The sequence below is a fragment of the Chromohalobacter sarecensis genome (assembly GCF_023061135.1).
Taxonomy (GTDB): Bacteria; Pseudomonadota; Gammaproteobacteria; order Pseudomonadales; family Halomonadaceae; genus Chromohalobacter; species Chromohalobacter sarecensis.
This window is the reverse complement of the sequence record NZ_JAKGAN010000003.1, coordinates 187267-207809: the sequence shown is the minus strand read 5'-3', so window position 1 is coordinate 207809 and position 20543 is coordinate 187267. Positions and strand designations below refer to the sequence as shown.

At 60.2% G+C, this 20543-nt stretch carries 19 protein-coding genes; 9 read left to right on the top strand and 10 right to left on the bottom strand.

The annotated features are described in order from the left end of the window. Positions 1-25: 25 nt before the first annotated feature. Together L1071_RS06730 and L1071_RS06725 are read left to right on the top strand one after the other, a co-directional pair. Entirely contained in the window at positions 26-955 is a 930-nt protein-coding gene (locus L1071_RS06730; protein WP_246970249.1) for a recombination-associated protein RdgC, read from the top strand. Then, positions 952-2130 (top strand): 1-acyl-sn-glycerol-3-phosphate acyltransferase, encoded by a 1179-nt coding sequence (locus L1071_RS06725; protein WP_246970246.1) that lies wholly within the window; start codon positions 952-954, stop codon positions 2128-2130. The genes L1071_RS06730 and L1071_RS06725 overlap by 4 nt, the downstream gene beginning before the upstream one ends. Positions 2131-2134: 4 nt before the next feature. On the opposite strand, the gene L1071_RS06720 is transcribed toward L1071_RS06725, so the two are convergent. Beyond that, positions 2135-3580, bottom strand: coding sequence for a TrkH family potassium uptake protein (locus L1071_RS06720; protein ID WP_246971132.1), 1446 nt, complete (start codon positions 3578-3580; stop codon positions 2135-2137). 332 nt (positions 3581-3912) lie between these two features. On the opposite strand from L1071_RS06720, the gene L1071_RS06715 reads away from it, so the two are divergent. Further along, positions 3913-4200: a hypothetical protein gene (locus L1071_RS06715; protein WP_246970243.1), complete on the top strand. Its 288-nt coding sequence runs from the start codon at positions 3913-3915 to the stop codon at positions 4198-4200. 113 nt (positions 4201-4313) lie between these two features. Here the strand turns inward: L1071_RS06715 and L1071_RS06710 are convergent, their stop codons facing one another. Further along, positions 4314-4766, bottom strand: a complete 453-nt coding sequence (locus L1071_RS06710; protein ID WP_246970241.1) for a pilin — start codon at positions 4764-4766, stop codon at positions 4314-4316. Positions 4767-5110: 344 nt separating this feature from the next. Here L1071_RS06710 and pilB point away from each other — a divergent pair, with 344 nt between their 5' ends. From pilB to yacG, 5 genes are all read left to right on the top strand, one after another. Next, a complete protein-coding gene (gene pilB, locus L1071_RS06705; RefSeq protein WP_246970238.1) occupies positions 5111-6853 on the top strand; it encodes a type IV-A pilus assembly ATPase PilB in 1743 nt (580 codons plus the stop codon). A 32-nt stretch (positions 6854-6885) separates the two neighbouring features. Further along, positions 6886-8118, top strand: coding sequence for a type II secretion system F family protein (locus L1071_RS06700; protein ID WP_246970235.1), 1233 nt, complete (start codon positions 6886-6888; stop codon positions 8116-8118). A 70-nt stretch (positions 8119-8188) separates the two neighbouring features. Then, a complete protein-coding gene (locus L1071_RS06695; protein WP_378110448.1) occupies positions 8189-9031 on the top strand; it encodes a prepilin peptidase in 843 nt (280 codons plus the stop codon). A 10-nt stretch (positions 9032-9041) separates the two neighbouring features. Then, positions 9042-9680: a dephospho-CoA kinase gene (coaE, locus tag L1071_RS06690; protein WP_246970232.1), complete on the top strand. Its 639-nt coding sequence runs from the start codon at positions 9042-9044 to the stop codon at positions 9678-9680. Between the two features lies 1 nt (position 9681). After that, a complete protein-coding gene (gene yacG / locus L1071_RS06685) occupies positions 9682-9915 on the top strand; it encodes a DNA gyrase inhibitor YacG (protein ID WP_178997204.1) in 234 nt (77 codons plus the stop codon). Positions 9916-9997: 82 nt separating this feature from the next. Here the strand turns inward: yacG and L1071_RS06680 are convergent, their stop codons facing one another. The 4 genes from L1071_RS06680 to L1071_RS06665 all read right to left on the bottom strand — a co-directional run bounded on the left by L1071_RS06680 (position 9998) and on the right by L1071_RS06665 (position 15472). Beyond that, a complete protein-coding gene (locus tag L1071_RS06680) occupies positions 9998-10942 on the bottom strand; it encodes a Nudix family hydrolase (protein WP_246970229.1) in 945 nt (314 codons plus the stop codon). Positions 10943-11045: 103 nt separating this feature from the next. Beyond that, a complete protein-coding gene (gene argJ / locus L1071_RS06675; protein ID WP_246970226.1) occupies positions 11046-12254 on the bottom strand; it encodes a bifunctional glutamate N-acetyltransferase/amino-acid acetyltransferase ArgJ in 1209 nt (402 codons plus the stop codon). A gap of 31 nt (positions 12255-12285) precedes the next feature. Further along, positions 12286-15024 (bottom strand): preprotein translocase subunit SecA, encoded by a 2739-nt coding sequence (gene secA, locus L1071_RS06670; protein ID WP_246970223.1) that lies wholly within the window; start codon positions 15022-15024, stop codon positions 12286-12288. 73 nt (positions 15025-15097) lie between these two features. Further along, positions 15098-15472 carry a hypothetical protein gene (locus tag L1071_RS06665; RefSeq protein WP_246970220.1) on the bottom strand — a complete coding sequence of 125 codons (375 nt, stop codon included), beginning with the start codon at positions 15470-15472 and terminating at the stop codon, positions 15098-15100. A 68-nt stretch (positions 15473-15540) separates the two neighbouring features. On the opposite strand from L1071_RS06665, the gene L1071_RS06660 reads away from it, so the two are divergent. Beyond that, complete coding sequence (locus L1071_RS06660; protein WP_246970217.1) at positions 15541-16002, top strand: DUF721 domain-containing protein; 462 nt, start codon at positions 15541-15543, stop codon at positions 16000-16002. A gap of 92 nt (positions 16003-16094) precedes the next feature. Here the strand turns inward: L1071_RS06660 and lpxC are convergent, their stop codons facing one another. The 4 genes from lpxC to L1071_RS06640 all read right to left on the bottom strand — a co-directional run bounded on the left by lpxC (position 16095) and on the right by L1071_RS06640 (position 20540). Continuing rightward, a complete protein-coding gene (lpxC, locus tag L1071_RS06655; RefSeq protein ID WP_246970214.1) occupies positions 16095-17006 on the bottom strand; it encodes a UDP-3-O-acyl-N-acetylglucosamine deacetylase in 912 nt (303 codons plus the stop codon). Positions 17007-17121: 115 nt separating this feature from the next. After that, positions 17122-18306: a cell division protein FtsZ gene (ftsZ, locus tag L1071_RS06650; protein WP_178997189.1), complete on the bottom strand. Its 1185-nt coding sequence runs from the start codon at positions 18304-18306 to the stop codon at positions 17122-17124. Between the two features lie 38 nt (positions 18307-18344). Next, the gene (gene ftsA, locus L1071_RS06645; protein ID WP_246970212.1) at positions 18345-19616 is read right to left on the bottom strand and encodes a cell division protein FtsA; all 1272 of its coding nucleotides are present in this window, start codon (positions 19614-19616) and stop codon (positions 18345-18347) included. Positions 19617-19817: 201 nt separating this feature from the next. After that, a complete protein-coding gene (locus L1071_RS06640; protein ID WP_246970209.1) occupies positions 19818-20540 on the bottom strand; it encodes a cell division protein FtsQ/DivIB in 723 nt (240 codons plus the stop codon). Positions 20541-20543 lie beyond the last annotated feature (3 nt).

Below are 20543 nucleotides of genomic sequence, written 5' to 3'. Positions count from 1 at the left end.
AGCCCCTTTGTGACGGAATAGGCTCATGTGGTTCAAGCACTTGCATCTCTATCGCCTGCACGACACGACGCCCATCGCGCTCGAGGCACTCGAATCGGCCCTGGAGGCCTTCGCCTTTCGTCCGGTGTCGCCGAGTGAAGGCAAGCGCCTCGGCTGGCAACGCCCTGCAGGGCGACACGGTCAACAGCTCGCTCATGAGATCCAGGGTCACCGCCTGCTGTCATTGCTGCGCCAGGAGCGCCTGCTGCCGGCCTCGGTGGTGCGTGAGGAAGTCGAGGAACGTGCCGCCGAGCGCGAGGCCGCCGAAGGTGGCCCGTTGCCGCGCCGCGAACGCCAGGCACTCAAGGAAAAGGTCGTGGGGGAATTCCTGCCACGCGCCTTCACGCGTAGCCAGCGCATTGATATATGGTGGGACACTCGGCGCGGCCTCATCGGCGTCAATTGCGCCAGCCGCGCCCGCGCCGAAGAGGCTCTCGATCTGCTGCGTCAGTCGCTGGGGTCGCTGCAAGTCACGCCACTGGCCGTGCGCCAACTGCCCTCGCGCAGCATGACCGCCTGGCTCGAGGATATCGCCTCGCGTCCCGAGGGGCTGCAACTGGGCGACCAGGTTGAGCTCAAGGATGCCAACGGCGACGATGGCGTGTGGCGTGCACGCGGTATCGACCTCGACGGCGAAGAAGTGCAGAGTGTGCTCGCCAGCGGGCGTCAGGCCAGTCGCTTGGCGCTGGATGTCGAAGATCAGCTATCGCTGGTTCTGCACGACGACCTGACACTCAAATCGCTGCGCTTCGCCGACGCCTTGCTCGACGAAGCTTCTCAACAAGAAACCGATGACGACCCCACGCTACGCCTGGAAACGGACTTCGCCCTCATGGCCCAAGTGCTCTCTGGATTCATCGAACAACTCATCGACTGGCTGGGCGGCGAAGCCGACCCGGCAGCACCTACATCATGACGCACGCACCGACTCCCCAAACCGCTCCCCACGATTTCGACGCCATTCGTCCTTATCATGACGACGAGGTGGCGACGGTACTCGACCGCCTGGCCCACTGCGACGAATTGCTCGATGCGATCACGCATTTTCGTCTTCCCCGGCTGGCGCGTTACGCGCCGCCCGTGGCGCGCTTCATGGCGCGCCTGGGGATACAGCACGAAATGCGCAATATCGAGAGCGTCACGGCCTTTCAGCAACGCATCGCGCGCTACATGGAACGCATGATCACCACCACCACGGACGCCTTCGAAATCGAGGGGCTCGAGCACCTCGACGCCGACAAGGCCTGTCTGTTCATCGGCAACCATCGCGATATCGCCATGGACCCGGCGTTCGTCAATTACGCGCTCTACCAGAAAGGTCGCAATACCGTGCGCATTGCGATCGGCGACAACCTGCTGCAAAAGCCGTTCGTCAATGATCTGATGCGCCTCAACAAGAGCTTCATCGTGCCGCGCTCGGCCAAGGGCAAGCGGGCAATGTTGCAGGCGTACCAGACGTTATCGCGCTATATCCGTCATTCGATCACCGCCGATAACCACTCGATCTGGATCGCCGAACGCGAAGGGCGTGCCAAGGACGGCATCGACCGCGCCGACACCGCTATCGTCAAGATGCTGGGCATGGCCCAACGCATGGACGACGGCGAGGCCGATATCGGTGCCGCGGTATCCGAGCTACGCCTCGTGCCGGTGTCCATCAGCTACGAATACGACCCCTGCGACCTGCAGAAGGCACGCGAGCTGTACGCCCGCCACACGGACGGCCGCTACGACAAGGTCGAATTCGAGGATATTCAGTCCATCGTCGCCGGCATCACGGGCCACAAGGGGCGTATCCGCCTGACCTTCGGCACGCCCCTGGGGAACGACTTCGCGACCCCGGAGGCCGTCACCGAGGAAATCGATCGTCAGGTGCTGGCGAACTACCATATGTTTCCCAGCCATCAACTCGCGCTCGAAGCCACGGGGCTGGCACCGGAACTGGTCGATCTCAGCGAAGTCACCGACGCCGACCGCGCACGCTTCGAGGCACGCCTGGCCACGGTGCCCGACCACCTGCGCCATTGGTGGCTGCGCCAGTACGCCAACCCCATTCTCAACCGCGCCGGATATGTCGAAGAAGACGCCTGAAGCGTCACTTCCGCCAGAATGTGGGCGTCAATAGCACCAGCACGGTGAGGATTTCCAGGCGCCCCATCAACATCCCCAGACTCAGAAGCCACTTGGCGGCATCGGGCAATGACGAGAAATTCCCCGCCGGCCCGATGACCGGCCCCAAACCGGGGCCGACATTGGCCACGGCGGTGGCCGCCCCCGATAGTGCGGTCACCAAATCCAGCCCCAGCAGCGCCAGCCCCAGCGCCAGTCCCGCAATCGTCAGGAAAAAGAAGAAGGAAAAAGCAATGACTCCGCGCACGACCTCGTCGCTCAGCGGATTGCCGTTATAGCGTTGCGCGAAGACTCCCTGAGCATGCACGAGATGGCGCAACTGGGTGAACAGCATGATGGCGCCGATCTGAAAGCGGAATATTTTCATGCCGCCACTGGTGGACCCGCTACAGCCACCGACGAAAGTCAGATAAAAGAACGTGGCGACGACCAGCGGCCCCCATTGAGTGTAGTCGTCGGACGCATAGCCGGTGGTGGTGACCACCGAGATGACATTGAAGGCGACCTGGGTCAGCGCCTCGAAGAACGGCTCCCCCCCGGCGACGCGATACACGGTCAACCCCAGGATCACCACCGCCAACAGTCCAATTAATCCCCGCACCTGCTGATCCCGCCACAGGACGTGCGGTGTATCGCGCAGCGCACGGATGAACAGCACGAACGGTAACGCGCCACAGAGCATGAAGAACGAGGCCAGCCACAGAATCAGCGGACGATCGTGATAGACGCCGAAAGACGCATCCGAATTGGCGAAGCCACCGGTGGCCATGGAACTCATGGCATGCACGACGGCATCCAGCGGCGTCATGCCCGCCAGGTAGTACGTCAGCATTGCCAGCAAGGTCCCGCCCAGGTAGATGGCGCCACTCGCCTTGGCGATACCGCCAGCGCGTGGCAGCACCTTGTCGGACCAGTCCGACGACTCGGTCTGGAACAAACGCATGCCGCCAACCTTGAGAAACGGCAGGATGGCGATCGCCATGACGATGATGCCGATGCCGCCCAGCCACTGCATCAGGCCGCGCCACAACTTGAGACCGTCAGAGAGGTCGTCAATGTCCACCAGCACCGTCGACCCGGTAGTGGTGATCGCCGAGACGGACTCGAAGACGGCATCGGCAAAGGACAACTGAGGCGCCCCCAGGATCAACGGCAGGCTCGCCCCGGCACTCACCAGCACCCAGCTCAAGGTGGTCAGGATGAACATCTGACGCGGTCGCAGCAGAATCTCGATGCCATGCGTGACCAACCACATGAGACATGCAGCCCCCGCCACGATGGCGATCGACAGCGCAAAGGCAATGCGGTCAGGGTCGCCCTCCAGGGTCAGCACGCCCAGCGGCACGATCATCAAGGCCGCCAACACGCCAAGCAGCACCGCCAGAATCCTGACCACTGGCGCCGACACCATCAGACTACGCTTGATGCGTGGGTGAATCACCGCCACCTGCCCTCCTCCTCGCCCCTGCGTCGCCGACGTCCCATGACTCACGAAGGCGCCACAAACGGCGCGTCATTATAAACGAGCGCTACTATAAAGGGGGCGCGGGCGTTTCTCTACTCGTATGACTGCACTCGCACATCCTGCGGCCGCCCATGCACCGTACCAGCCTACTGCCGTCCACCGCGACGATGTGCTATCGTCCGCGACATCGTCCTGCGCGTCGATTCGCAATACCGTGAATGCACGGCACGCGATCCCGCATGCGCCACACGGCCACACGGCCATACGGAGAGAGCCCCATGAGTTCCGCGTCCGAAATGCAGAAAATCCGGATCATCAATGAGCTGCGTGAATTCATCAAGAAGCTGCTGCAAGATCCGGCGATTCTCGAGCAGTCGCTCACCATCGCCCGAGCGCATTACACCGACGACGGCGACAGCCGCCAGATGTGGGCCACCATCGCCAACGAGATCTCGGACAACACCAGCGTGCATATCCCCGAAGATCCCAGCGAACACTCGGAAGCCGACCGGCTGTTTCTGGAAGTGTTGAAGGAAGTCGTCAACGAAGGGAAGGCGTTGTACTGAAGCTGGAAGTTTTGAGAAGGAAGAAGGAAGGAAGAAGAACGAAGGGTGTTAGAGAGAACTTGAAAGGCCGGCGAATGCCGGCCTTTTATATCAGGAAACCGTTTGCTTATACCTCAGGAAGTCGTGTTAGCCACACAACTATCGGGCACGACGTCGTCACCAATGCCGTCCGATGCCGTACACTGCCACCCACCTTCTTCTTGGCGTTCCAGCGTCAAAGTGTCGCCAGCAAAATTGCCTTCATCATCAAATGTAAATGTGATGGATGGCGTTAACTCATTACCGTCGTCATCTTGGCCACCATTGAAACCGGTCACGCCGATACTGCCATTCTGAACAGCGTCATCGGCAAGACCAAGATCGGACGCCGCGTCGACAGTATTACCTTCTTGCACCGCCAGTTCTGCCGGTGTTTGCAGTGACTTGAGGGTCGCGAGTGCGGAGCTGACTTCCGAGCGTGCGACGTAGTTCTGGTACTGCGGTATAGCGATGGCGGCGAGGATGCCGATGATCGCGACGACGATCATTAGTTCGATGAGTGTAAAACCGCGTTGTTGACGTTCCATTGAGTTCTCCTGTGACCCCTTGTTGAATGCCCTGTTGTTCGCCTTTTTGGCGAGCCCGACGCGGGCGGATGATAACGCGTTGCGGGCGCTCCGGCGAGGTGCCGGTATCTGCCGGCTTTCTGCGAGGCAATCCCCTAGAATGTTACGTTAAATTACACTTCTCATGCTGGCAAGATGCTCGACGTTAAAGTTTTCCTAACATCGGCCGATCATATCCAAACACGCTAATTGACGAGATATCTCATGCCCAGGGTCACCATGGCGACCATGCATGGGGTAGGATGCGAGAAGTCACGGGGTAGAGGCCGCCCCACCTGGTCACTCCTTTTGGTGTCGAAACGCTTATGCATTCGTCTTCATCGTCGTCTCCTCCCGCCCCCGGCACACCGCTTTTGAAAGGGCTCGCCGAGCGTCTGGTCTCGGAAGGCCTGCTCGAGGAATCCAAGGCGCAGCGTGCCATGGAGGCCGTGCACGATACGCATCAGTCGGTGCTCGAGTACGTCATCGAGCAGCGCTGGGTTCCCGCGCGCGAAGCCACCCAGAGTGCCGCGTGGGAATATGGCCTGCCGTTCGTCGACCTGGAGGCCGTCAGCCCCGAGCGTCTGCCCATCGGCGAGGGGCTGTCCGACACGCTGATCCGTCGTCTCGGGGTCTTGCCGCTGGCGCGTGGCGAGCGCCACATCAGCGTGGCGATCCCCTATCCTTCGACGCTGGCAAGCCTCGACGAACTGCAGTTCACCACCGGACTCACCGCCGAGGGCGTATTGGTCGCCGCCGATCAGTTGCAGCCGGCCATCGAGCGTTATCTCGTCCAGCGCGAGACGCACGGTATGCTCGAAGCCCTCGACGATGCCAGCGAGGCGCTCGAGACGCTCGATCTCGATGATGTCGAGCCCCTCAACGAAGGGCTCGACACCGATGACGACGACGCCCCGGTGGTGCGTTTCGTACACAAGATGATGCTCGATGCCGCACGGCGTGGCGCCTCGGATATCCACTTCGAGCCTTATGAGTCGACCTTTCGCATCCGCTTTCGCATCGATGGCATCCTGGTCGAGGTGGCGCGACCACCGTTCAATCTGCGCGCGCGCCTGTCGGCACGCCTCAAGGTCATGTCGCGCCTGGATATTTCCGAGCGCCGCTTGCCACAGGATGGCGCCATCAAGCTGCGTGTCTCGGCCTCGCGTACCATCGACTTTCGTGTCAGCACGCTACCCACGGTACATGGCGAAAAAATCGTGCTGCGCCTGCTGGATGCCGGCGCCACACGCCTGGGCATCGATGCACTGGGCTTTAGCGAATCACAAAAGGCACTGTTCGAACACGCCTTGGTGCAGCCGCAGGGGATGATACTCGCCACCGGCCCTACCGGTAGCGGCAAGACCGTAACCCTGTATACCGGGCTCAACATCCTCAATACCGATGCGCGCAATATCGCCACCGCCGAGGACCCCGTCGAGCTCAAGCTGGACGGCATCAATCAGGTCAATGTGCTGCCCAAGATCGGGCTGGATTTTGCCAGCGCGCTGCGCGCCTTCCTGCGTCAGGATCCCGATGTGGTGATGGTTGGCGAGGTCCGTGACCTGGAAACCGCAGAGATCTCCGTCAAGGCCGCGCAGACCGGCCACCTGGTACTCTCGACGCTGCACACCAACTCGGCGGCGGAAACCCTGACGCGGCTGCGCAACATGGGCGTGGCGGCCTACAATATTGCCAGCTCAGTGACCCTGATCGTCGCCCAGCGCCTGGTACGTCAGTTGTGCCCCCATTGCAAAGCATCCGTCGAGCTGCCTCGGGAACTCTTTCTCGATGCAGGCTTCACGACAGAGGAAATCGAGACCGCGACCTGCTATCGCGCCACGGGCTGTGCACAATGCACCCACGGCTACAAAGGACGCGTCGGTCTCTATGAGGTACTCCCCGTCAGCGAGGCCATGAGCAAACTGATCATGGCCGACGGCAATTCATTGGAACTCGGCGAACTGGCCCGTCAAGAAGGCCATCCCGATTTGCGGCGCAGCGGTCTGAGCAAAGTACTTGCGGGCATTACCAGCCTCGAGGAAATCAATCGCGTGGTGCTGGAATAAGCGATCCGGTCAAGTGACATGAGGACAACGACATGGCGGTAGCGACACGCAGCAAGGCGCCTCGGCGCGTCGTCCTGCACCGCTGGCGGTGGAAGGGCAAGAACTCGCGCGGCGAGACCATTCAAGGCGAACTGGTCGCCGCAGATGAAATGGGCGTGCGCCAGGAACTCGGGCGTCAGAACATCCTCGTCAAGCGCATTCAACGCGTGCGCAGCCCTTTCGGGCTGGGCCGCATACGTCCGCAGGACATCACCCTGTTCGCACGCCAGATGGCGACCATGATCCGTGCCGGCATCCCCTTGCTACAGGCGTTCAGCGTTGTCTCGGAAAGCCTCAAGCGCCCCGCCATGCATCACCTCATCGAGACGCTTATGAATGAAGTCTCGGCCGGCGCCAGCTTTTCCGAAGCACTCTCGCAGCATCCACAACATTTCGACCGGATGTTCGTCAACATGGTCGAAGCCGGCGAGCAATCCGGCTCGCTGGATCGCATGCTGGAACGTGTCGCCAGCTATAAGGAAAAGATCGACTCGCTGCGGTCCCGCGTACGCAAGGCGCTTTATTATCCCGCCGCCGTCGTGCTAGTGGGCATGGGGGTGACCGCCCTGCTGCTGATCAAAGTCGTCCCCCAATTCGAGAGCCTGTTTCGCGGCTTCGGTGCCGACCTGCCCGCCTTCACGCAATTGACCATCCATCTCTCGGAATGGGTCCAGGCCTATTGGCTGCACTTGCTGGGTGTCTTCATCGCTGCCGGCTTGCTGATACGTCTCGGCATACGGCGCTCGCCGCGCTTCGCCTATCGGGTCGACGGGCTGATGCTGCGCCTGCCGGTGATCGGCGATATCCTCGACAAGTCGTCGGTGGCACGTTTCTCGCGAACGCTGGCGACGACTTTCAGCGCGGGGGTGCCCTTGGTCGAATCACTGCATACTGCAGCAGGCTCGACCGGCAATCGCGTCTACCAGCGCGCCATCAACGAGGTGCGTGAACACGTCGCCAGTGGCCAGCAACTCAACTTCGCCATGCGCGCCACCGGGCGCTTCCCCAATCTGGCCGTACAGATGATCGGGGTCGGCGAAGAGTCGGGCGCGCTGGACACAATGCTCAACAAGGTAGCGGATTTCTACGAGGAAGACGTCGACACCAAGGTCGACGCCCTGACATCGTTGCTCGAACCCTTCATCATCGTGGTGCTGGGCGTTCTGGTCGGCGGCCTCGTGGTGTCGATGTATCTGCCAATCTTCGAGATGGGCTCGGCAATCTAGAACGCTAGCGCGTTCCCCAATTTATCCGCCCCGGCATGTCGCCGGGTGCGTTCGTTTCAGGAGTAGCACGTTGCTCGCCGAAATCCCTTTAGCGTGGCTGGCCGTGATGGCGTTCGTCCTCGGTGCCTTGCTGGGCAGTTTTCTCAATGTCGTGATCGTGCGTCTGCCGGTGATGCTGATGCAGCAATGGCGCCAGGAAGCACGCGATTCACTGGCGCTTCCCGAGGAGGAAGTGACGCGCTACAACCTGTGCACGCCACGCTCGCAATGCCCGAGTTGCCGCCAGCCGATCGCCTGGCACGACAACCTGCCCCTCATCGGCTGGTTCAAGCGCCGTGGCCGCTGCGCGCATTGCCAGACGCGCATCAGCGTGCAGTACCCATTGATCGAGCTGATGGCGGGTCTGTTGATGGCGAGCGTCATCATCGTGCATGGTGCCACCTGGGCGGCGCTGGCCTGGAGCGGACTGTGCCTGGCGTTGCTGGTGCTGGCCGTCATCGATCTGCGCACCCAGTTACTGCCCGATATCATCACGCTGCCTTTGCTCTGGGCCGGCCTGCTTTATCAGCTCTTCTTTCAGCCCTATATGCTCGAGAATGCCGTCGTCGGCGCCATGGCCGGCTATCTGCTGCTGTGGAGTTTCTACTGGCTGTTCAAGTGGCTGACCAAGAAGGAAGGCATGGGCTACGGTGACTTCAAGCTGCTGGCGGCGCTGGGCGCCTGGTTCGGCTGGACGATGCTGCCGATGCTACTGATGCTCTCCGCCGGGCTGGGTGCCATCATCGGGGTGCTGCTGCAGCTCTCGCTGCCGCGCCTGCGCGGCATGCCGTTGCCGTTCGGTCCCTTTCTCGCTCTCGCCGGGTGGATCGCGGTACTCTTCGGCGCACCGCTACGCGCCTGGACCGGCTTATGAGGAATTTGCCATGACATCCACCGCCCCCATCATCGGCGTGACCGGTGGCATCGCCTCGGGCAAGTCCACCGTCGCCGCCATGTTCACCGAACTGGGCATTCCCTGGGTCGATGCCGACCTCGTGGCACGCGATATCGTCGCGCCCGGCGAGCCTGCGCTGGATGAAATCGTGGCACGCTACGGCTCCTCGCTGCTCGATGCCCAGGGTCACTTGCAACGTCGTGCCTTGCGCGACATTGTCTTCGCCGATGACGGCGAGCGTCAGTGGCTGGAAAGCGTCACGCATCCACGCATCCGTCAGCGATTGCACGAGCGGCTCGAGACGATACGCCAGGGCGACGCGCCCTATGGCTTGCTGGTGTCACCGCTGCTGTTCGAGACCGATCAAGTCTCGCTCGTCGACCGTCGCTTGGTGATCGATATCCCCGAAGCGCTTCAGGTGACACGTACCCAGGCACGCGACGAAGTGAGCGAGACCCAGGCGCATGCTATCCTTGCAGCACAGATGCCCCGCCAAGAGCGGCTGGCGCTTGCCGACGACGTGATCGAAAATCATGGCGACATGACGGCGCTGAAAGCGCAGGTCGCCAAGCTCGATGCGCGTTACCGGCAACTATTCGATGGCACTCATCAGGAGCACTCGCTTTAGCATGACGGAGACATCCCAAGACCGCCCCCTTGAAGTCGCTTGTCCCCAGTGTCGCACCAAGGTCGCCTGGACAACCGACAACCCGTATCGCCCCTTCTGCTCGAAGCGCTGTCGCTTGCTCGACCTTGGCGCCTGGGCCGATGAATCCCATCGTATCGCGGGCGAACCCGCCATGGATGAAACCGATCTCGACCGCTTGATCGACGATCTGGAGCGCGGCGAACCTCGCCAATAGGATAGAGCGTAAACACCAACGGCTCGCCAAAATGGCGAGCCGTTGGTAAGCGATATCGCATTATCGCGATGCTTCGAAAGCGTTATTTCCAGAGATCGCGAATCGTCGCAATCCCTTGAGCGCCCACCGCACGTGCCTGGTCGATATCGTCCCGCGTGACGCCGCCCAGCGCATAGACCGGCATGCCCGCCGTTTCCACCAATTGCTGGAAGTCGTGCCAGCCGACCGGCGCAGCGCCCGGGTGACTTGGCGTCACGCGCACCGGCGAGAACGTCACGAAGTCGCAACCAATTGCGGCCGCCTGTTCGAGCTGTTGGGGATCGTGCGTCGATGCCCCCAGCCATTTATCATCGGCGAGGGGACGATGCTTGAGCGCCATCAGGACACGACTGGGTAGGTGAATGCCATCGGCATCGATGCTGTCGAGCAGCGCGGGATCGCCATTGAGAATCAGGCGTGCCTCGTAGCGCCGGCAGAGTGCCAGTGCTTGCTCGGCACGCTTGAGATACGCACTGTCATCCAGCGTCTTGGCCCGCAACTGCACCAGACGGATGTTATCGTCGCGTAGGGCACGTTCGAGCTTGTCGAGAAATACCGTGTCATCGGCTTCCTCGTCACTGATCAGATACTCGTGCGGCAGACATACCGCGCGCAAGATCGGATGATTGGCTTCCGGGAACGGATAATTGTTGAGCTCCGCCTGTGGTACCCAGCGCACCGCCTGGCCCTCGCGACCGAAGGGCTCGCCTTCGAAGTCGTGCACTTGCCAGACATCGAGCAAAATACGCTTATCGGCATATTCATGGTGAACGCGAATGAGCGGTTGAGCGCGCAGGATCTCGATGCCCAACTCTTCGCGAAGCTCACGCCTGAGCGCTTCATAACCGGTTTCGTAGGGTGCCAGTTTGCCCCCGGGAAATTCCCATAGCCCACCCTGATCGACGATCGAGGGACGGCGTGCCAGTAGCACATGACCATCCTCGCGAATGATGGCAGCCGCCGCTACGTGTACCCTTCTCTTCACCATGTTGGTCATTTCACCTTGACTGACTATTCATGATCTGCGGACCGAAGCCGGTCCGCTTATCGCTGCTGCCATCCGCACTCGGCTAGCCGTATTTAGGCGCGTATCAACTACGGTAGTCGGCATTGATGGAGACATAATCGTGTGACAGGTCCGACGTCCAGACCGTCGCCGCAACACCGCCGCGCCCCAGATGAATACGGATCGTGATTTCGGGCTCGACCATGACCGCGCTGCCCGCCTCCTCGGTATACGAAGCCGCACGACCACCACGCTCGACGAGCGCCACCTCACCGAGATCGATCGCGATACGCGACACATCCAGGTCGGGTACCGGCGCACGCCCGACTGCCGCCAATATGCGCCCCCAATTGGCGTCGCTGGCATAAAGCGCCGTTTTCACCAATGGCGAATGCGCCACGGTAAAAGCAACATCCAACGCTTCCTGCCGAGTCGTTGCCCCTTCGACCTGGAGGGTAACGAACTTGGTCGCGCCTTCCGCATCACGAATGATGGCCTGCGCCAATTCTACCAGCACCTCGGTCAAGGCCGCAGCAAAGCGTGACTCGTGCTCGGCGGTGTCGATGCGAGCGCTACGTCCGGTGGCAGCCAATGTACAGGCGTCATTGGTCGAGGTATCCGAATCCACGGTGATGCAGTTGAAGGAGTCGTCGACGGCATGCCGCAGCAGTACTTGCAGACGCGCATCGTCGATGGCGGCATCGGTGAAGACGAAACTCAGCATCGTCGCCATGTCGGGCTTGATCATGCCCGAGCCTTTGGCAATGCCGTTGATCGTCACCGTTTGGCCGTCGATCTCGAGACACCTCGTGGCCCCTTTGGCACGCGTATCCGTCGTCAGAATGCCTTCGGCCGCCGCTTGCCAGCCATCCGCCGTCAACGCGGCAAGCGCCTGCGGCAAGGCATCGCATAGCCGATTCACCGGCAGGAGCTCGCCGATCACACCGGTCGAAAACGGCAGGACAGACTGTGCGGCAACACCCGCCAGCTCACCCAACGCTTGGCAACTCGTCTCGGCATCGTGCATGCCCTGCTCGCCGGTGCCGGCATTGGCATTACCGGTATTGACCAGCAGATAACGTGGCTTGCCCGTCTCGAGATGGTGTCGCGCCACATGCACCGGTGCTGCGCAAAATGCATTGCGCGTAAACGCCGCCGCCAGCGTCGTCGCCTCGGGTAACTCGATCACCACAAGATCACGGCGTCCCGATGTTTTGATGCCCGCCATCGCCGTTCCCAGGCGAATACCTTCGATGGCCGGCATCGCCGGAAAACACGCTTCACCCACCGCCATGTCGCCTCTCCTCACGCCACGCTTGCTGAGCTCAGCTCAACTTGCCGTGGCAATGCTTGTATTTTTTGCCGGAGCCGCAATAGCACAGGTCGTTGCGACCCACCTTGGGACCTTCGCGGCGTACCGGCTGTCCGTCGTCTTCGTCGCCAGTACGTTCTTCGCCTTCGGCAGCCACCGCCTCGGCCGAGGCCACGGCGTCTTCATGAACCGGCTGGCTGACCGCGCGTTCGCGCTCCAGCGTGGCACGTCGCTCACGTTCCAGCTCATCGACTTCCTCCTGACGCCGCACTTGCACATGACTCAGGATGCGAATGACATCGTGCTTGATATTGGCCAGCAGCGATTGAAAAAGCTCGAAGGCTTCACGCTTGTATTCCTGCTTGGGATTCTTTTGTGCATACCCACGCAAATGAATCCCGCGACGCAGATGGTCCATGTGCTGCAGGTGTTCCTTCCAGCGCGTGTCAAGCACCTGCAACATGACCTGCTTTTCGAAGCGGCGCATCAGCTCCGGCCCAACCGCCTCGGCCTTGCTGGCAAAGAGGCCCCGGTGCTGGTCATGCAGACGTTCACGCAGCAGATCTTCATGGAAGTGTTCGTCCTCTTGGGCCCACTGCACCAGCGGTACGTCGAGGTTGAACTCCTGCTTGAGATAGTCCTGCAACCCAGGAAGGTCCCACTGCTCGGCCAGACTCTGGGCCGGCACATAACTGGTGATGGCCTCGGACAAGACCTGCTCGCGAATCTCGGCGATATTGGATGAGAGATCATCCGTGGCGAGCACTTCATCGCGCTGCTGGTAGACGACACGGCGCTGATCGTTGGAGACGTCATCGTATTCCAGCAACTGCTTGCGGATATCGAAGTTGCGACCCTCGACCTTTTTCTGGGCACGCTCGACGGCGTTGGACACCATCTTGTGCTCGATCGCCTCGCCGTGCTCCAAGCCCAGTGCATTCATCAACCGTTGCACGCGATCGGAACCGAACAACCGCATGAGGTTGTCTTCCAGCGAGAGGAAGAAGCGCGTCGACCCCGGATCGCCCTGACGACCGGAGCGCCCGCGCAGCTGATTGTCGATGCGTCGCGATTCGTGGCGCTCGGAACCAATCACGTGGAGACCGCCCGCCGCCAGTACAGCATCGTGGCGTTCTTGCCATGCCGCCTTGAGTGAGGCGACTTGATCTTCGGAAGGGTCATCGAGGGCCGCCGCTTCGGCTTCCCAGTTACCGCCCAGCACGATATCGGTACCACGCCCGGCCATGTTGGTAGCGATGGTCACGGCACCGGGCTGGCCCGCCTGGGCGATGATTTCCGCTTCGCTCTGGTGCTGCTTGGCGTTAAGCACATTGTGCGGCATCTGATACTGCCGCATCAGCTGGGCGAGGTATTCGGAGGTTTCGATCGACGCCGTGCCCACCAAGACGGGACGCCCCGCTTCGCGTTGCGTCTTGACGTCGTCGATGATGGCTTCGAATTTCTCCTCACTGCTCATATAGACCAAGTCATTATGGTCCACACGGACCAACGGGCGATTGGTGGGAATCACCATGACATCCAGCCCGTAGATCTGGCGGAACTCGAAGGCCTCGGTATCGGCGGTCCCCGTCATCCCCGAAAGCTTGTCATACAGGCGAAAGTAATTCTGGAAAGTCGTCGAGGCCAGTGTCTGGCTCTCTTTCTGGATCGTCACGCTTTCCTTGGCCTCGACCGCTTGGTGAAGACCCTCGGACCAACGGCGACCCGGCATGCTACGCCCGGTGTGCTCGTCGACGATGACCACTTCGTCGTTGTTGACGATGTAATCGACGTCGCGATGATAAAGATGGCGCGCACGCAACGCCGAATGCACATGCTGTAGAAGTCCCAGATTCTGCGCCGAGTACAGCGAGTCGTCCGCGCCCAGAAGCTCTGCCTCTCTCAACATATCTTCCAGCTTCTGGTGACCGGTTTCAGTCAGCTCCACCTGCTTTTGTTTCTCATCGAGAATAAAGTCCCCGCTGGTCGGGTCCTCTTCATCGCTGCACTCGTCGAGTCCCAATGAGAGCTGATTGATACGCCGATAGAGTTCGACGTTTTCTTCGACCGGGCCGGAAATGATTAGCGGCGTGCGCGCTTCGTCGATGAGGATCGAGTCGACCTCGTCGATGATCGCGTAGTGCAGCGCGCGTTGGACCTTGTCATCCAGCGAAAACGCCATGTTATCGCGCAGATAGTCGAACCCGAATTCATTGTTGGTTCCGTAGGTAATGTCGCAGGCGTAGGCTTCACGCTTCTGGGGCGAGGCCTGGCCAGAGTAGATCGTGCCCACGCTGAGGCCGAGAAACTCATAGAGAGGGCGCATCCACTCGGCATCACGGCTCGCCAGATAGTCGTTGACCGTCACCACATGCACGCCCTTGGCCGGCAACGCATTGAGATAGACCGACAGGGTCCCGACCAGGGTCTTGCCCTCACCGGTCTTCATCTCGGCGATACGCCCTTCGTGCAGCGTCATGCCGCCGACCATCTGCACATCGAAGTGACGCATCCCCATCACGCGCTTACTCGCCTCGCGCACCACGGCAAAAGCTTCGGGAAGTATTTTGTCAATGGACTCGCCTGACTCCAGGCGCTTGCGGAATTCGCTGGTCTTGGCCGTCAGCGCGGTATCATCGAGAGACTCGAACGTGGGCTCCAGCGCGCTAATGGCTTCTGTGGCCTTGCGCATACGCTTGACTTCGCGGTCGTTCTTCGAGCCGACCAGCTTACGTACGATAGTATTGAGCATATGAAATCCTGAAATCCAAAAGTGCCTAAAACGTCATATCGACTACCGCATCAACGCGGTGCCGACGTCGATATCAGGCGATTAGCCGCCCGACATCTCGAAACAAGACACTGCTTGGTGGACCTCGGCGCGAGAGGACATCTAACCCCACGCTCAACACATGATAGAAACGCTGTGGCAAGCGCCACAGCCGAGAAGATCGAGGGCGTCGTCGTGCGATGACCAGCAATCGCTTGCGCCTCGCTACCCGACGCGATTGGGCACGAATGGCTTCAGGCGCCATCAGGCAGATCTGCGTCAATCGCTCGGCGATACGCAGTGCGTCGGGGTGCACTAACCCCGCCGGCAATAAACACCCGACCAACAGACCGGCAAGCCACCATTGCGCACGATGGCGCGTGCGAACGCGACGCGGTGGCGTTGAGCTATGGGGCGTGGTGCTGGTCATGCTATCGACGAGCTCCGGCTCATGGTAGATTGCGCAGACATTCTGCTTTCCTTCGCGCGGGCAAGCCCATGAGTATAAAGGCTAAGCGTTTCCGAGCCCAGTCCATCCACCATCTCATCGACGGTTCCGGCGAGCTGGGATCGGTGGTACGCATGGCGACACTGCTGCAACGGGCCCAACAGCACCTACGTGCCGGGCTTCCCAGCGAAATCGCCGAACACGTCTATGTCGGTGGCTATCGGGAAGGCGCCCTGACCCTCATCACCGATGGCGCCGTATGGTTGACGTGGCTACGCTACGAACGCCAGCGACTCCTCAAACTGCTGCGTCAACTTCCCGAATTCGAAGCCGTACTGGCGCTCAATTTCAAGGTCCGCCCTGTACACCCTCTCAAAGCGCCCACTTACCAGGCACGCGCACTTTCTCCCGAGGCGGCGCATCACCTCAAAGCATGCGCAGACGACACCACGGACCCCAAGCTTAAAAAAGCGTTGGCACGCTTAGCGTCCCATGCCCCGAACAACACCTAGATAGCCGCGTCATGCCCATAAAAAACGCCGACCATCGGTCGGCGTCAATAAAAGCTTGGTCTTACGCTTACATCTTACAAACGGCGTGGCTATCAAGCCAATGCTGGCGCCGCATAAGAGATAGGCGCTGCTTGCGTTTCGTCTTCGAAAGTCACGATTTCCCAGGCATCCTGTTGCGCCATCAAGGCGCGACATAGCTTGTTATTCAAGCCATGACCGGATTTGACGCCACGGAATTCACCGATAAGGCTATGCCCGAGTTGATACAGATCGCCGATCGCGTCGAGCACCTTGTGCTTGACGAACTCATCTTCATAGCGCAACCCACCTTCGTTCACGATACGGTAATCATCGACGACGATGGCATTATCTAGACTTCCGCCAAGCGCCAGATTCTGGGCACGCAGGAACTCCAAATCACGCATGAACCCGAAAGTACGCGCACGGGAAACTTCCTTCACGAACGAAGTCGTCGAGAAATCGACGCTTGCCGTCTGCTTCTGATGCGCAAAGACCGGATGATCGAAGTCGATGGCAAACGCTACTTTAAAACCGTTATGCGGCAAGAAGCGCGCTTCCTTGTCATCCTCTTCCACCACGATCTCACGCTTGATGCGGATGAACTTCTTGGCTGCCCCTTGTTCAGCGATACCTGCCGACTGAATCAAGAAAACGAACGGACCGGCACTGCCATCCATGATGGGCACTTCCGGGGCACTGAGTTCGACGAAAATATTGTCGATCCCCAAGCCGGCAAACGCCGACATCAGATGCTCTACCGTCGCCACCTTGACGCCGTCACGCGAAAGCGCGGTACAAAGCGTCGTGTCGGTCACGTATTCGGCGTTGGCAGCAATCTGCACCACTGGATCGAGATCGGTACGCACGAAGACGACGCCAGTATTGACCGGCGCAGGGCGCAACGTCAGATAGACCTTTTCACCTGAGTGCAAACCCACACCAGTGGCACGGATGGTATTCTTTAATGTACGTTGTCTAATCATGGGCGTAAGCCAAGCTTGGAAATCGTTATGAAACGCTGTTCACTATAACACCGAACAAGCGTTTCAACAAAAAAATGTCGCCTGGCCACGCCTATGCGCCCAGCATGTCGTCCGATCAATCGGCCTGGCGACGCAGAAACGCCGGGATATCCAGGTAGTCGTCGAGCTCTTGCGACTTACGGCGCGACTCCTGCCGAGACTTCGCCGACTCATCCTGTTCCTTGGCGGCCTGCTGACGCATGACCGTTGGCTGCTGCAGCTTGCGATAATCGGGCGATTCGGCACTGCGCGCCGCCGCGACGGTCTCGCGTTGCGGTGTAGCGACTGTCGCTTTTTCCTTGAGCCCCTCGAGACCTGCCGCCACCACGGTGACGCGCAACTCGTCGGACAACTCCATATCGATGGACGTCCCCACCACGATCGTCGCGTCTTGGGAAGCGAATTCCTGCACGGTAGCCCCGACATCGTTGAACTCGCCGATGGAAAGGTCCGGCCCCGCCGTGATGTTGACCAGAATGCCGCGCGCGCCATGCAGATCGATATCTTCCAGCAAGGGACTACGGATAGCCTTTTCGGCGGCTTCACGAGCGCGATTTTCGCCAGTCGCTGCGCCGGTCCCCATCATCGCCATGCCCATCTCGGACATCACGGTGCGCACGTCGGCAAAGTCGACGTTGATGATCCCCGGGCTGGTAATCAGCTCGGCGATCCCCTGGACCGCGCCCAGCAGCACGTCGTTGGCGGCACTGAATGCCGACAGCAGGCTGGCATTCTTGCCGAGCACCGCGAGCAGCTTCTCGTTGGGAATGGTAATCAGCGAGTCGACATACTCGGACAGCGCCTCCATCCCCTCTTCGGCGGCCCGCATGCGCTTGGGCCCCTCGAAGGGGAACGGACGCGTCACCACCGCCACGGTCAGAATACCCAGTTCCTTGGCAACCTGCGCCACGATAGGCGCGCCACCGGTACCGGTACCACCGCCCATGCCAGCCGTGATGAACACCATGTCGGCGCCTTGCAGCAACTCGGCGATCCGCTCACGGTCTTCCGTCGCCGCTTGACGACCAACCTCGGGGCTGGCGCCAGCTCCCAGCCCCTTGGTGATTTCACTGCCAAGCTGAAGCACGGTCTTGGCAGCGACGCGCTTGAGTGCCTGAGCGTCGGTATTGGCGCAGATGAACTCAACGCCTTCGATGTTGCTTTCGACCATGTGGTTGACGGCATTACCACCGCCACCACCGACGCCAATCACCTTGATAACCGCGCTGCTAGAAGGTGCGTTATCTACCAGTTCGAACATAAGCCCCGTCTCCTGTGACCGCTACCAGTGCGGCCCTCTCAGAAATTTCCTTTAAACCAGCCTTTGATCCTTTCCAATCCCGAGCGTTCCTGCCTTTGTCCACGTCGGGTATGAGCCTCTTCTCTACGGGGCTGAGCCGACACGACGGCATTACGTTTGGCATCATTCATACCGTAGAGTAGCAAACCCACTCCCGTCGAATAAATCGGGTTACGAACGACATCGGCGAGGCCGCGAACGTTTTGGGGATAAGCAATTCGCACGGGCATGTGAAAGATTTCTTCAGCCAGCTCGACGACACCCTCCATGCGCGACGTACCACCGGTCAGTACCACGCCGGCCGCCACGAGATCTTCGTAGCCACTACGCCGTAATTCTTCGCGTACCAATGTAAACAATTCTTCATAGCGCGGTTCGACCACTTCGGCCAACGCCTGGCGAGAAAGATCGCGCGCCGGCCTGTCTCCCACGCTGGGAACCTTGATCATTTCGTCACTGCTCGCGAGCTGGGTCAGCGCGCAGGCATATTTGACCTTGATGTCTTCCGCGTACTGCGTCGGCGTGCGCAATGCCATGGCGATATCGTTGGTCACCTGATCACCCGCGATGGGAATCACTGCCGTATGGCGAATGGCCCCTTCGGTAAACACGGCGATATCGGTGGTACCGCCGCCGATATCCACCATGCACACGCCCAGCTCGCGTTCGTCTTCTGTCAATACCGCATAACTGGAGGCCAACTGCTCCAGAATGATGTCATCGACTTCCAGACCGCAGCGACGCACGCATTTTTCGATGTTCTGCACGGCATTCAGTGCCGCCGTGACCAAGTGAACCCGCGCCTCGAGACGCACACCGGACATCCCCATGGGCTCACGGATACCTTCTTGGTTGTCGATGGCGAATTCCTGGGGCAACACATGAAGAATACGCTGCCCTTCGGAAATAGCACGTGCACGGGCCGAATCGATGACACGATCAATATCCGAGGGTGTTACTTCCCGCTCCTTGATGGCCACGACACCGTCGGAATTCATCGAGCTGATATGACTACCTGCCACGCCAACATACACCGAGTGAATATCGCAACCCGCCATCAACTCAGCTTCCTCGACGGCGCGCTGAATCGACTGCACGGTCGACTCGATATTGATGACGACCCCTTTTTTCATGCCGCGCGAGGGGTGCGAGCCGATACCTGATATCTCGATGCTTCCGTCATCGGAAGGCTGACCAACGATAGCCACTACCTTGGACGTTCCGATATCCAGCCCGACCACCATATTGGAAGCATTGGATTGTCCTGCCATAGGTCGGGGTCACTCCTCGAACTGCACTGGGTTTGAAATTCATTGATCTATAAAAACGCGCTGGGCCAATTATAGGAACATGTGACTTCACATCACCACCCAACAAATGAAACCGGCCTCAGAATACGGTGATTTTTGCAAAAAGGGAAACCCCCGCCGCCCGGATTTCGTGGCCTGGCGCCGAAAAAGGCAACTGCGCCATTACTCTGTCGCATCTGTTTCGGTCTGTCCATGCCAGGCGACGGAAACGCCATTAGGGTAGCGTAAATCGATGTAGCGAATTTGCGACGCCTGCGTTCCAAGTTGTCGTTGCCAAGCTGCGGTAAAACGCGCCAGACGAGACTCGAGATCGGCGCGCCCCAGGATAACCCACACACTGTCATTGACCTGAAAACGCCAAGCGCCACGGTCTTCCAATCGCAATTGCGTCACACGCAAGTCCAAGGTCCCAAGACGGCGTAGCAATGAGTCCAGGTACGCCAATACTTCCGGCCCGCTGCCCTTGGGACCCGCCAAATCCGGCAAGGGTTCATCGAAGTCATCGACTGGCCCCGGTGAGAAAGGTTCGCCATGCGTATTGAGTAGCTTGTCGTCGTTCCAGCGGGCGACCGGTGTTTGCTCGAAAAGCTCGAAGCGTAGCGCATCCGGCCATTCTCGCGAGACTTTCACCTCCGACAGCCAGTCGATATCGCGGGCCGTGTCGCGCACCTGGTCGAGATCGATGGATAGCCAGGTCTCACCGCTGACCAAGGGCGCGAGATTGCGCTGCAAGTAAGCCGCCGAAACGTAGTGCAGATCACCGCCGATGGAGACCCGCTCGATGGGCCGGTCGAGCCACAGCCACAACGTACGCCCACCTGCGCCGAGCAAAACGGCTAACAAGATCAAGCCTAACAAGGCACCGCGCAAACCGGACTCCTTCATTCT